Below are 13498 nucleotides of genomic sequence, written 5' to 3' on the forward strand. Positions count from 1 at the left end.
AAAGACTTGCTTATATTTGGGTAATCCTTCAAGTGGAATGTGTGGAAGATTAGAATAAAAAATGGTCCTATTTACTTAGTTATCAGTCTACCCGCAATCTAGCGTTTTAAACCAAATTTTTTAAATGAATTATGAAGTATTATTTTATTTATTTTATCACGTATTAACGGTCTTACCTCCACTGAATGAGTTTCACTTTATAACCCCACTTCCACTTCATTCCTTGCAAATCAAGAAGGATGGTATAAAATTAGATAAGAAAGTAAGTGAAGTAAATAGAAAAAGTAGAAGAACAGGTGTATTTCTGCATAAGAAATACACCTGTTCAATCAGATTTTTATTTTCAGTTGTAAAAAGGGAGGGTGAATGCATATGAAGAAAAAGGTAATCGTTTATGATCGAATTGAAGAACCAGTACTTAGCGCATTACAAGAAGAATTTGATGTACGAATATTTAAAGAACGTGATGCGCATGATAATCCTGAATTCTTATCATTCCTCCAAGAGGCAGAGGGGGTTATTGGGCTGGGTTTTCCTGGCCAGAGTGACATCCTTGATAAAGCACCAAATTTAAAAATTATTAGTAACGTGTCTGTCGGTTACAATAATTTAGATACCGAAGAATTAACAAAGCGGAACATCATGGGAACGAACACGCCAGATGTATTAACAGACACTGTAGCTGATATAGCAATGGGCTTAATGCTTTCAACCGCGAGAAGAATGCCCGAACTCGACCAATATGTAAAACAAGGAAAATGGAAAGAAGCTGTTACCACAGAATTATTCGGCGCAGATGTTCATCATAAAAAGCTCGGAATAATCGGGATGGGCCGGATTGGTAAAGCTATTGCACAACGAGCTCATTTAGGGTTTAATATGGATATACTGTATCATAGCCGCACGCCGAAACCAGATGCGGAGGAACGGTTTAATGCAACATACATGAATCCCGAAAGTCTGCTTAGGAATTCTGATTACATATGCCTTATTACCCCTCTAACAGATGAAACAAGGGGGATGATTGGCAAAAAAGAATTTCAATTAATGAAGCGATCCGCAATTTTTATTAATGTATCCCGGGGAAGTACGGTTGTGGAAGCAGATTTGATCGAAGCACTGAAAAATAAAGAGATAGCAGCCGCGGGGCTAGATGTATACGTACAAGAACCAGTAAATCCAGATAACGAGTTATTAAAAATGAAAAATGTCGTGACATTACCGCATATTGGATCGGCTACGGCTGAAACAGAAAATAAAATGGCAGCATTAGCAGCTGAAAATTTAAGAGCAGGATTGAACGGTGAAAAACCAGAAAATCTTGTAAATCCAGAGGTATGGAAGAAGGAGTAAGAAAATGGCAGAGCAACTAAGATTAAGAGCATATGAAGAAGATGATATTAATTTTCTACACAAGTTAGTGAATGATCCCGCAATTATGTCCTATTGGTTTGAAGAAGCTTATTATTCAAAGTCTAGGCTAAAGGAAATATTTGAAAAAGAGCAGCAAGATAGCAATACGCGCAGCTTTATTTTAACAAATGGTGAACAAGCACTTGGTCTTGTTCAATTATTTGATATTGATTTTATCCATCGTCATGCTGAATATGCGATTATGATTGATCCAGCTGCTCAAGGAAATGGTTATGCAGCTAAAGCAACAAATTTAGCATCTGATTACGCATTTAAAGTGTTGAATCTACACAAATTATTTTTATATGTGGATGAAGTTAATGAAAAAGCCGTGCATGTTTATAAAAAATGTGGCTATAAATATGTTGCTACGTTGGAAGAAGCGTACTTTGTTAATGGAATTTATCATAATGCTGTCTTGATGAATATTTTCAAGCGGGATTATCTTGGATTGAATTAATTTTTTTATGTCTGAAAAGAATAGAGAAACTCGTGAAACAGTTGATATTCATGCTGTAATTAGGGTATACTTTATATAGAAAGACATATAATAAAAAGACCGCAGATGCTGTAACATCTACGGTCACAATAAACTGAAACCCCATCAAGAGGGGTAGGTAGCTTGGGAAAATAATCCCTCACTTTCCTGCTACAGAGCATGAGGGATTATTTTTTATTGCTTTCGGACATGATGAACGCTACTAACATCCCAAAGGATATCATTAGCGCTAACACGCTTTCAAAAGCCATAGGCAACACCTCCCAACTGGGGAAGTCTCCCGCCGAAAACGAATCGACAAGGCGACAAGTGCTACCATAACCCCTCATGTGAAGCTCAGTTTATTGATGAGTTTAGTATATCATAAGAACGAATGAAGTTCTCTGAGACAGAGTTATTGTGTAAAGCAATAGCTCTATTTTGTATACTGTTATCTAGTAAGGATGCTTAAAAAAACCTGAGTACGAGGGTGTTTAAATGAAAATAAGAAAAGCTAACTCAGTTGATGCAACCAGTATCGCAAAAGTACATGTAGACAGTTGGAGAACGACTTATAAAGGTATTATTCCAGACGAATTCTTGAATAACCTTTCCTACGAGCAACGAACAGAATTATGGAAGGAAAATCTTGCAAGAGTAGACAACTATATTGTTGTTGCAGAGAATAACGAAGGACAAATTATAGGTTTTGCGGATGCTTGGAAAAGAGAAAGCAATATAGTGAAGAACTCAAGTGACTTAACTTGTATTTATTTGCTTGAAGAATTTCAGGGTAAAGGGATAGGGAGGAAATTACTTCATGAATTGTTTTTGCATTTTAAACGATTAGGCATTGAGAAAGTCTTTGTCGAAGTATTAGAGGAAAATAAAACCCGGTATTTTTATGAACATTATGGTGCGAAGCTAGTCGAAACGAAACAGATAAAACTTGCCGGAAAAACGTTGAGTGAGTTGATATATGTATGGGATGATGTAGACAAGGTGATAGAGAAAATAAATTCCTAATGAGAAGCAGATTCTAAATCGTTCAGCAAACGAGGCATATGTGAAACTTCGCAGGCGTACATTCGTAATGAAACGAGGAGGGATAACCGTGAAACTTTTATCCTATGCTCTATTGCTTGGCTTCATTTTATTTTTAAACTTAGGACTTTATTTACCATCCTTACTTTCAGTTGATGAGGAAGACATAGGAAAAAATACAAACCGTTTAAAGAAATCTAAATGGTTTCAAGAGTGGAATATAAACAATTAATTATTCACGATAAGGATGTCCGTAAAGTTATTGGAAAGTTCAATGATAAGAAAATTGATAAGAAATTTTTTCGGAATAGATACCGAAAAAAACTACAAAGTATTTTACAACAAAAGCTAAATAATAATTTAGCTTAGTATGCATATTATCGTGCTCAGAGTTCTGGAGGGATCGTGTGAAAGATAGTTTAATTGTGGTGTTATCCATCGTGGTAGTCACTTATATTATTTATAAAAACAGAATTAAATTAAAGGAACTTACAAAATTTCAAATTCTAGGAACGGGATTTACCTATCTTGCTGTTGCTTGTATAGGGGGATTTATTATATATTACGGTGGAAATTGGGTTGCAGGGAAAATGCCGAATTTGTTTTTTAAATATATAATTTTTCTAGTAGTCATTTGTATAACGCTATATTTATGTGTAAGTGTGTTGCACAAATTATTACGGAAGATTACGAATGGGAAACTGCCTACAAACAATCATGATTGTTAAAGCTAATAGTATCATTGGTTAAGCTGGATTAAGTTCAGACTGTTTTTTAATAAATAGCAGCAAACATAAAACGAGATAGGTGAATTAATTGAGTATAAAAATAAATAACGAACTTGAAATGAGGTCGTTAAATGAAACAGATTTAAAGCCCTTGTGGGTATTAGCATATAAAGAGTCAAATCCGGAATGGAAAAAATGGGATGCCCCTTATTATGACCACGCGGCGGTAACATATGATGCTTTTTTGAAAGAAATGAAATCATCTCTAGTACAGCAGGATAATCGCTGGGGCTTGTTTGTTAACGGAGAGTTGATCGGAACCGTGTCCTATTATTGGGAGCATAAGCCTTCAAATTGGCTTGAAACGGGTATTGTTATTTATAACCCCGATTATTGGAATGGTGGATACGGAACGATCTTTTTTAAAGCGTGGGTCGATTATTTGTTCAACACTTTACCCCTAGTTAGAGTGGGCTTCGCTACGTGGTCCGGGAACGATCGTATGATGCGGTTAGGTGAGAAATTGGGAATGCGTTTGGAAGGAAGACTGAGAAAATGTCGGTTATACAATGGCATATATTATGACTCTATCCGAATGGGAATATTAAGAGAAGAATGGGAGCGGTTATCAGACGAGTGCAAATTGTTTTTTTAAGAAGCATTAATATAATAATAGTAAGATCATAAACTATTAAAAAAGAAAGGCTTGAGCACTCTAATATCTAAAGCCCAAGATGAAAATTAACTTCAGACGGGCTTTTTCTTTCGCTCTTATGTTTTACTGAACGGAACTTAAGGACAATTTAAATGCATCATCGAATACTCGCTGACTTATCTACCTTCCTTTTAAAACAAACTTTACTTCATCAATCCACTGAATAATTTAATATTTTCATCGAACGTTCATAATCAATGTGTATGCTTAACTAGAGAACAATGGTATAAAGGAGAAAAACTATTGGCGCTAATAAGTAAATTAATACCTATAGGTGTATTTGCTCTGAGTTTTGCAGGGGGGATCCTTTTCTTTTATATAATGAGTGATTTATCTAAAAACAATAAAAAAATACATATCGAACAGATGGTTTCAGAGTTGATAAATGTTGTCATCTTTATTTGGATCGGGAAAATTTTAACGAATCTGAAGCTGTTCATCCAAGATCCTTTGGCAGTGCTTGCTTACCCAAGTGATTCTCAAGCATTTTATCTCGCTATTCTAATCAGTGGGATTATCCTGTTTATAAACGTCAAGAGGGGAAAAATAAATGCTGTCCCATTTATGAAATCATTTATTCCTGTAATTTTAGTCGCATCTTTTTCGTATGAATTTATTTACCTCGTTTGGCTTCAAACTGGTGGTACAATTGGATACTTTATTTTAATCACCTTGCTTCTTATCTTATATTACATCGTACATGATCAATTACCTGACAAGCTGCTGTTCATCATGTTACTGGTTGTTTGGTCTGTTGGAGTGTTCATTCTTTATTCGATACAACCATTTGTTACCGTGTTCGGTTATATAATAGCACCTTGGTTTGTTTGGTTATTTTTTACAATAAATATCGTTATTATTTTAAGAAAGAGGGATCGTCGTGGGCGGAATTGAAGCAGATACGCTATTGATTGCGGGCACATTTCTTGCGGTTGGTGCAGGGGCGTTATCATTCTTATCTCCTTGTGTACTTCCAATTTTTCCAGCGTACCTGTCCTACATAACAGGGATCAGTGTGAAAGAGTTACAAAGAAGTAAAAATACAAAAATCAGAAAAGAAATCCTTAGTCATTCTTTAATCTTTCTAATTGCCGTATCGCTTGTCTTCATTAGCCTTGGAGCAAGTGCGTCATTGTTTGGACAGTGGGTGCAGGGATTGCTGATAGGAGATTCAGGGTTGTTTATTCAGCGGATTGCGGGCATCCTAATCATGTTCATGGGGCTCTTTGTTGGAGGTTGGATTACAATTCCAAGCTTGATGAAGGAAAGGCGTTTTCAATATACGAAAAAGCGGGCGAATTACATTGGAACATTTTTAATAGGTCTTGGATTTGCGGCTGGATGGACGCCATGTATTGGACCGATTTTCGGATCTATTTTACTACTAGCAGCTAGTAATCCCGGACAAGGCATTTTCTACACGGTGATGTACGTTGTCGGCTTTTCGTTGCCGTTTCTTGTCTTAAGCTTTTACCTCGGTTCCACAAGATGGATTGTGCGCCATAGTGGCATCATTATGAAGGTCGGTGCGGTCGTCATGATTCTCATGGGGCTCGTATTGTTCTTAGGACTGATGCCGCAAATTACTGGTTTCTTACTTGATATTGTTGATGATACATGGTTATCAAGACTAGGATAATATTAGGAGGCTTTTGGGATGAAAAAGTTAATTCTTATTGTTGTATTTGTTCTCATGTTTGGCTGGACGGTCTATGAATTTATCGGAGATTCTGATACGGCAACTGTAGAGGAGAATGATGTGGATGAGTCTGAAATAGAAACAAGCGGTGAAGAAGGTGCGAGTGTGTCTAGCGATATCGCAGTAAATGGGAGTGCTGGGGAGGGTGAGGAAGGGCTAGATTTCGGTGATATGGCACCTGACGTGAAATTGAAGACAATGGACGGGGAAGAGGTGCAGTTATCTGATTTCCGCGGGGAACGTGTCATGCTGAATTTCTGGGGAACCTGGTGCCCGCCTTGCCGTGCGGAAATGCCGGATATGGAGAAGTTCCATCAGAATACAGATATAAAAATTATTGCAGTTAATTTAATTGAAACAGAGACGAGCCTTGACGATGTTCATCAGTTTATCGATGATTATGGACTCACCTTTTCTGTTTATACCGATGAAGGGAATGCTGCTGCGGAGGTGTATCGCGTTCAGCCGATCCCAACTTCTTATTTGATCAATTCGGACGGTACGATTCATAATAAAGCCTTGGGTGCTTTGAATTATGAATTGATGATACAGGAGTTCGAAAAGATGAAATAACAGTTTTTTCCTTACAATATATATAGAGGTGTCAGAGGCTGAAACAAAAGAAATTATTGAACGACATAATGGAGATATTGGTTGGAAGGAAGGGAAAGATACAAATACATTCGGGTTAACATTGCCGCTAGAAGATGCCTGATCAAATAGGTTCAGGTAGGATAAATGGTGAGTAGAAAAAGGAGCCATACAGCTTTTGTGTTGTATGGCTTTTAGTAGTTCTAAATTATAAAATAGGCAACAATGGATAGGCAAATAGAAGTGATGCCTATTGCAATGAATGGTTTTAATGCTTTTGTCCGTAAATCTCTCAGGCTTACATTCAATCCAAGGCCAACCATGGCTGCTGTCAAGATCCAGGTTGTTGCAGTACTCACGCCTTCTAAAAGCTTCACAGGAACAGGGAAGATGCTACCGAGTACATAGCTACCTAACATACTCATTAAAATAAATCCGAGCAAGAACCAAGGGAATTCTATCTTTTCCCGTGTCCGCTCCCCATTACGTTTGAATTTAAGAAAATAGATAAGAAGAAAGCAGAACGGTACCAGTAGGAATACTCGACCCAATTTCGCCAGTAGTGCCATAGCTAATGCCTCTTCTCCAGCTGGCTCTGCCGCGATTGCAACATGGGCAAGCTCATGTAAGCTGATTCCCGACCAGATTCCATAATCAATTGCAGTGAGTGGTAATAATGGCTTAATTAATGTATATCCAATTGCGAAAATCGTTCCCATTAATGCAATAATACCGACGCTGATTGCCGTGTCTTCCTCCTTTGTTTTTATTATTGGCGCGACCGCAGCAATGGCAGCAGCTCCACAAATCCCAGTTCCCACTCCAAGTAAAAATGAAATATTTTGATCTGCCTTCCACGCTTTCGCTAGCAACATCATGAGACCAATTGCAAAGGCTATAACAATGGCGTCACGCAAGAGCAATCCAATGCCATCTTGGAATATAGTATTAATATTTAATTTCAGTCCATATAAAATGATAGCGAAACGTAGGAGCTTCTTCGTCGAAAATGTAATACCTGCCCGCAATATTTCCGGATAACCAAATAGTTGCCGGTAAAGAACAGCGATAATGATTGCACAAGCCAATTGGCCAACGGGCTTAAATCCTGGTACGAGTGCCAATAAATAGCCGAGTAAAGCAATAAAAAAGGTAAATGCGATACCAGCTAACCAATAAGGAAATGATTTTGCATTGTTCGTCATGGAACCCCTCCTTTTCTTAGCATAGCTAAGAAAAGTTCATAAGAAAAATAAAATATAGTAATGATTATCATAAGTAATTAGTTATAATAAAGAAAAATGAATAGGTAAGGAGGCGAGATGATGGATAAACATTTACAACTATTTATAACCGTTGCTGAAAAGAAAAGCTTTTCTAAAGCGGCAGAAGAACATTACATGACACAACCTGCTGTGAGTCAATATATTCGTGCATTAGAAGATCAAATCGGCATGCGTTTAATGGAAAGGACGAACAAATACGTTCATTTAAATAAAGCGGGTGAGATTGTCTATCATTATGGAAAGGAAATTTTAGGTTTATATACAATGATGCAGAACCTGGTAGACGATTTAACGAATAAAGCCAATGGTCCCCTAGCCATTGGAGCGAGCTATACCTTTGGGGAATATGTTCTGCCGCGAATGATCGCTGAGCTAAAGAGGAATTACCCGGATATTGAACCGACTGTAACAATTGGAAATACGGTCACGATTGCAGATTTAGTTGCGGGCTACCAACTTGATGCAGGCATTGTCGAAGGGCATTTTAACAGGAAAGATGTTCATATAGAACCGTTTGCTGAAGATGAAATGTTTATTGTTGCTTCCCCGACAAGCAAACTGTGTAGTAAAGAAGGTTTAACGCATCGTGATCTTGAAAATGAAACATGGATTGTCCGGGAAAAGGGATCTGGAACGAGAGAAGCAACAGAGAAGCTTTTTCAAATTTATGGAATTAATCCTTGCCGGTTCATGCATTTTAGCAGTACCCAGCCGATTAAAGAATCGGTAGCGGCCGGTCTTGGAATTAGCCTGCTATCCAAGTGGGGGATTCAAAAAGAAGTGAGCTATGGAGAGTTAAAAATTATCGGGATTGATGGTCTCCCGCTCTTACGAGAATTCTCGATTATTACAAAATCTCCATTCCGGACGAGGGCCTTAGAGGTCTTTCTTAATCTTGTTCGAGACAATGGAAATGGAAATCAAAGAAAAAGTTTCCAGAATGAGCAGTGAAGTTTTTCCTCTGTATATTTTTCAAATATTTAGTTATAATAAAAGATAAAAAGAGGGGATTACAGACAATGGGGAAATTAAAGAAAAGCGCGCAAGTTGTACAAGATTCTCTGCTTGCGAAGGGATATGACAATGAAGTAATTGAGCTTGCAGATAGCACGCGAACCGCAAAGGAAGCCGCTGAGGCACTAGGGTGTAAAGTTGCGCAAATCGCGAAATCGATTGTCTTTAAATTGAAAGAATCCGACAACGCATTGCTCGTTATAGCCAGTGGTTCCAACCGGATTAATGAAAAGCATTTAGGTGAGTTGATTGGTGAAACATTAGGAAAAGCAGATGCGGAATTTGTGAAAGAAAAAACTGGCTTTGCGATAGGCGGTGTGTCACCAGTCATTCAGGATGCGACGATTAAAGTTATCATTGATGAAGATTTACTTCAATACGAAGATATATGGGGCGCCGCAGGGCATCCGAAAGCTGTGTTTCAAATGACACCTGTCCAATTAATTGAACTAACAGATGGTGAAGTATTAAATATAAAAGGATAAAACATGAAAACATGTCCTTACCGATTTAATGGTAGGGGCATTTTTTTTGAAAAATCTGTTTAACCTTAATTAAATCGGGTAAAAATTGAATATATTAAAATAAACGTATTAAATTTGTGACAGAAATGTGAACAAAGGTATTGTTTCGCATAACGTATAGTGTTATACTATCCCTAAATTCCGAAAGGGGAAAATTATATGAAAACATTGGGAAACGGAGTGATAAAGTTTTTTTTGGCTAATCTTACGGTAATTGTTGTGATCGCAATGCTACCGGTATTTTTGGTCACGGATCAAGTACCTATTTATAATAGTTTGATGGATTACTTATTTAATAATAAGTCTTCACTATAAGGAAGTGCCAGGCACTCTTAAAGAACATAGGATAATCAAAATGAACCCCGCCTCATGAGCTGGTGGGGTGTTTTTGTGTTTCAGTCTGCAGAAGTTCGGTTACTGACAAATTTATTCATCCAACAAACGATATAGGTAATTAATAACAGAAACTTTAAAAATATCACCATTTACTATAGTATTATATGAATAGACAACAAAAATTTTGAAAGTGAGGAAATGATATGCGTTTTGAAACAAAGGCAATTCATGTTGGACGAGGAATAGACCCGTTAACTGGGGCAGTGACGAGTCCACTTCATTTATCTACTACATATGAACGAGCTGCAGATGGCTCGTATACAAATGATTTCATGTATGGTCGCGGGGATAATCCGAATCGTCGAGCACTGGAAGCGTGTCTGACATCGCTTGAATCCGGTTTTGACTGTGTGACTTATGCTTCCGGGATGGCAGCGATTTCCTCTATAATCGAGGCACTGCCGCAAGATTTACCACGCCTGATGCCGGATGATATGTATTTCGGTATCCGTGCACTTATATCCGAGACGGATATTGGAAAGAGATTCGATATTGCCATCGCAGATATGACGAATCTTGCTGAAGTGGAAAAGGTGATACAAGATGCGCCGACGGGTCTTGTCTGGATGGAGACACCATCTAACCCGCTTGTTAAAATAGTCGATATCGAAGCAATTACGAAGATTGCACAAAAAGCAGAGGCTTATACAGTCGTCGATAATACATGGCCAACCCCAGCTTTACAACGTCCACTTTCATATGGAGTTGATTTTTCCCTTCATTCAGTGACGAAATATATTGGAGGTCATAGTGATTTAATGCTTGGGGCAATTGTGGCTAAGTCTGATAGTATCTATTTGAAAAATTTGCGTGCTTGGCAGCATGAAAAAGGTGCAGTCCCTTCACCGTTTGATTGTTGGCTGGCTCTCCGGGGTGTCCAATCGCTTTCGCCAAGGATGAGGGTCCATTGTGAAAATGCATTAGAACTTGCACAATTTCTTGAGGCTCATCCAAAAGTCGAAGCGGTCCATTACCCTGGCCTTGCTAGTCACGCAGGGCATGCGATTGCAGCGAAACAAATGAGTTCATTCGGTGGGATGTTATCTTTCCAAGTAAAAGGCGGCGAGGAAGAAGCAATGGAAGTTGCAGCAAAGGTAAAAATATTTACACGTGCAACAAGTCTAGGCGGGACACATAGTCTCATTGAACATCGCGCCTCCGTTGAAAAAGATAAAACGATGGCACCAGCTAATTTATTACGTGTTTCTGTTGGAATTGAAAATATAGAAGACTTGAAAGAGGATTTGTCACAGGCGTTAGAGTAAGTTCGTGATACATGAAAGGAAGCTTGGAGGCAGCAATAAAATGGTATTAGGTACAGAACAGAGAAGGAAAAATGAGACAATCAGCCTTCTATTAGTTGCAGGAATTATGTTATTTGCTTCTAACTTACGTGTTCCCATCACATCAATTGGCTCACTGGTGCCGGTTATTCGCGATAATTTAGACGTAAGCAGTTCGGTAATGGGCTCAATCTCAACTTTACCGCTACTGGCATTTGCGTTTGTTTCCCCATTTGTACCGAAAATCGCAAACCGGTTCGGTATGGAAAAGACGATATTTTTAGCGATGATGATATTAGGTCTTGGGGTTGTTGTTCGGTCTGCTAATGGTATTAGCACATTATTTATTGGGACCGCTCTGATCGGGATTACGATTGCTTTTGGAAATGTATTGCTTCCAGGTCTTATAAAAATGCGTTTTCCCTTTAAAATCGGCTTAATGACAGGTCTGTATACGATATTTATGAATATATTTGGTGCACTAGCTTCTGGGGTTAGTGTGCCATTATCGAATATTGAAGGATTTGGCTGGAGAGTTTCCTTGGGAATCTGGGTCGCATTAATCCTAATTGCGCTCATTGTTTGGTATCCGCAAGTAAGAAATCCACAGCCCCAACCAGACTTACATGTCGAACAGAAAAAAACAAAAATGTGGACTTCTGCTACAGCTTGGAACGTAACAATTTTTATGGGTTTTCAATCATTGATGTACTTTACCCCACTAACCTGGCTGCCTGATATTTTACAGTCTCATGGTTATTCGCTTAGTCAGGCAGGGTTGATCATCTCGGTGATGTTATTAGGCATTATTCCAGTAAACTTTATCATTCCAGTGCTCGCCGACCGAATGAAAAACCAAAAATTATTAGGAGCGTTCACGGGTATTGTTTTCATCCTTGGTTCAGCGGGGTTATTTAGCAGCAATCTTAGTATACTCATCATTTCCGCTATCTTAATTGGGATTGGATGTGGCAGTGGTTACAGCTTATCGATGATGTTCTTTACATTACGAACTAGAAATGGTTATGAAGCTTCTGATTTATCCGGGATGGCCCAATCAATTGGTTATCTTATCGCCGCAACGGGACCAATTGCATTTGGGGGATTTTATGATGTAATGGGCAGCTGGACGGCACCGATTATCGTATTAATAGCGATTGGAATAATCATCGTGATAACGGGAGTGCTCGCTGGTCGGGATGTCGTTATCGATAACTAGAAAATGGAGGTAACAGGATGCTGAAAGAACAGTTTCATATTGCCATACCGACAGCTTTTTTAGAAGATGAATCACTGGATCTAGATGGAACGATCAACCATATACGAAACCTTTATAAACAAGGGATAAAGTCTGTACTTGTTTCAGGAACAACCGGAGAACAGCATAGTTTAAACCTGCAAGAGAAAATGGAACTCCTTAACCGCTTAGAAGAGGAAGAAGAACTCATTAACGAGATGGAAATCATATTCGGTGTTTCTTCCGTTAGGCAGAAAAAAGCGGAGGAACTTGCGGAAAGGATTCAAGAGACAAAAATCGCGGGAGTTATGCTTGGCTTTCCGCCCTATATCTTACCGACACAGGAAGAAGCTGTAAGCTATGCAAAGAGTATTATGGAACGAAGTAAGAAACCTACCATTTTATATAACAATCCGAAAAGAACTGGTTTCGATCTTTCCGTTGGTAGTATTCTCGAATTGAGCAAGTGTGAATTAGTCTTGGGAATTAAGGATGCCGGGGCTAAAGAAAAAGTTGAAGCAATTAAAAAGCATCTCATGCGCAATGAATTTTATTTTTATGCAGGTGGAGAGGTAGATTTAGAGGAGAAAATAGCTTATGGCTATGACCGATTATCGTCTATTGCAGGGAATATAGCGCCACGAGTAATTAATAATTGGTTTCGCGGATTGTTAGAAGGGCGACAGGAGAACGAACAAGAAATAAAGGCAAGAGCCATGATTTTAGAGCAGGTTTATCAAGGGAATGCAATTGTAAATGTGAAAAGAATCTTGAATCAGAAAGGCTCTCAAGTGGGGATTTGTAGAAGTCCGATAGGAAACTAGTTTCTTGAACAAATCTTATTGAAATTTGTATCGCTAGTTAGAAAATACTTTAAGCCGTTGAAAGGGGAGGATACTATTTATTAGAATAACTCTCTTGGTATAAGGATAGTTATTATTGATTCATATTTCCTTCTCCGAATCTGTTAAATGTGACAAATTCTTTAAGCTTATTTACTAATAGTTGACTTGTAGGACGTCCAATCATATACTAGTTGTAGAACGACTGAAAGGGCTTTCTAATTATTAGTTGTTGGACGTCCTATAAG

General features: G+C 38.3%; 15 protein-coding genes. 14 read left to right on the forward strand and 1 reads right to left on the reverse strand.

Translation table 11 applies throughout. The features are described from left to right. Positions 1-372: 372 nt before the first annotated feature. The 9 genes from WKU33_RS10895 to WKU33_RS10935 all read left to right on the forward strand — a co-directional run bounded on the left by WKU33_RS10895 (position 373) and on the right by WKU33_RS10935 (position 6650). Complete coding sequence (locus WKU33_RS10895; RefSeq protein ID WP_340454515.1) at positions 373-1353, forward strand: 2-hydroxyacid dehydrogenase; 981 nt, start codon at positions 373-375, stop codon at positions 1351-1353. A gap of 4 nt (positions 1354-1357) precedes the next feature. Further along, the gene (locus WKU33_RS10900; RefSeq protein ID WP_156857352.1) at positions 1358-1873 is read left to right on the forward strand and encodes a GNAT family N-acetyltransferase; all 516 of its coding nucleotides are present in this window, start codon (positions 1358-1360) and stop codon (positions 1871-1873) included. 516 nt (positions 1874-2389) lie between these two features. Beyond that, positions 2390-2917: a GNAT family N-acetyltransferase gene (locus tag WKU33_RS10905; RefSeq protein ID WP_340454518.1), complete on the forward strand. Its 528-nt coding sequence runs from the start codon at positions 2390-2392 to the stop codon at positions 2915-2917. Positions 2918-3005: 88 nt separating this feature from the next. Next, positions 3006-3167, forward strand: a complete 162-nt coding sequence (locus tag WKU33_RS10910; protein WP_229782730.1) for a hypothetical protein — start codon at positions 3006-3008, stop codon at positions 3165-3167. 175 nt (positions 3168-3342) lie between these two features. After that, positions 3343-3663, forward strand: coding sequence for a hypothetical protein (locus WKU33_RS10915; RefSeq protein ID WP_156857351.1), 321 nt, complete (start codon positions 3343-3345; stop codon positions 3661-3663). Between the two features lie 94 nt (positions 3664-3757). Then, positions 3758-4318, forward strand: a complete 561-nt coding sequence (locus tag WKU33_RS10920; RefSeq protein ID WP_340454575.1) for a GNAT family N-acetyltransferase — start codon at positions 3758-3760, stop codon at positions 4316-4318. A gap of 381 nt (positions 4319-4699) precedes the next feature. Then, positions 4700-5272, forward strand: coding sequence for a hypothetical protein (locus WKU33_RS10925; RefSeq protein WP_340454521.1), 573 nt, complete (start codon positions 4700-4702; stop codon positions 5270-5272). Beyond that, a complete protein-coding gene (locus tag WKU33_RS10930; protein WP_336252459.1) occupies positions 5259-6017 on the forward strand; it encodes a cytochrome c biogenesis CcdA family protein in 759 nt (252 codons plus the stop codon). The genes WKU33_RS10925 and WKU33_RS10930 overlap by 14 nt, the downstream gene beginning before the upstream one ends. Before the next feature lie 18 nt (positions 6018-6035). Beyond that, complete coding sequence (locus WKU33_RS10935; protein ID WP_336252460.1) at positions 6036-6650, forward strand: TlpA family protein disulfide reductase; 615 nt, start codon at positions 6036-6038, stop codon at positions 6648-6650. A 221-nt stretch (positions 6651-6871) separates the two neighbouring features. On the opposite strand, the gene WKU33_RS10940 is transcribed toward WKU33_RS10935, so the two are convergent. Next, the gene (locus WKU33_RS10940) at positions 6872-7873 is read right to left on the reverse strand and encodes a YeiH family protein (protein WP_340454524.1); all 1002 of its coding nucleotides are present in this window, start codon (positions 7871-7873) and stop codon (positions 6872-6874) included. Between the two features lie 120 nt (positions 7874-7993). Between WKU33_RS10940 and WKU33_RS10945 the strand changes: the two genes are divergently transcribed. The 5 genes from WKU33_RS10945 to WKU33_RS10965 all read left to right on the forward strand — a co-directional run bounded on the left by WKU33_RS10945 (position 7994) and on the right by WKU33_RS10965 (position 13232). After that, on the forward strand, positions 7994-8905 hold the full coding sequence (locus WKU33_RS10945) for a LysR family transcriptional regulator (RefSeq protein WP_340454526.1): 912 nt from the start codon (positions 7994-7996) through the stop codon (positions 8903-8905). A 68-nt stretch (positions 8906-8973) separates the two neighbouring features. After that, a complete protein-coding gene (locus WKU33_RS10950) occupies positions 8974-9453 on the forward strand; it encodes a YbaK/EbsC family protein (RefSeq protein ID WP_340454528.1) in 480 nt (159 codons plus the stop codon). 578 nt (positions 9454-10031) lie between these two features. Continuing rightward, positions 10032-11153, forward strand: coding sequence for a trans-sulfuration enzyme family protein (locus WKU33_RS10955; RefSeq protein WP_340454530.1), 1122 nt, complete (start codon positions 10032-10034; stop codon positions 11151-11153). Positions 11154-11193: 40 nt separating this feature from the next. After that, on the forward strand, positions 11194-12390 hold the full coding sequence (locus tag WKU33_RS10960) for a CynX/NimT family MFS transporter (protein ID WP_340454532.1): 1197 nt from the start codon (positions 11194-11196) through the stop codon (positions 12388-12390). 17 nt (positions 12391-12407) lie between these two features. After that, complete coding sequence (locus tag WKU33_RS10965) at positions 12408-13232, forward strand: dihydrodipicolinate synthase family protein (protein ID WP_340454534.1); 825 nt, start codon at positions 12408-12410, stop codon at positions 13230-13232. Positions 13233-13498 lie beyond the last annotated feature (266 nt).

Origin of the sequence: Oceanobacillus sp. HCA-5259, from assembly GCF_037892815.1 — a bacterium.
Classification (GTDB): domain Bacteria; phylum Bacillota; class Bacilli; order Bacillales; family Amphibacillaceae; genus Oceanobacillus; species Oceanobacillus indicireducens.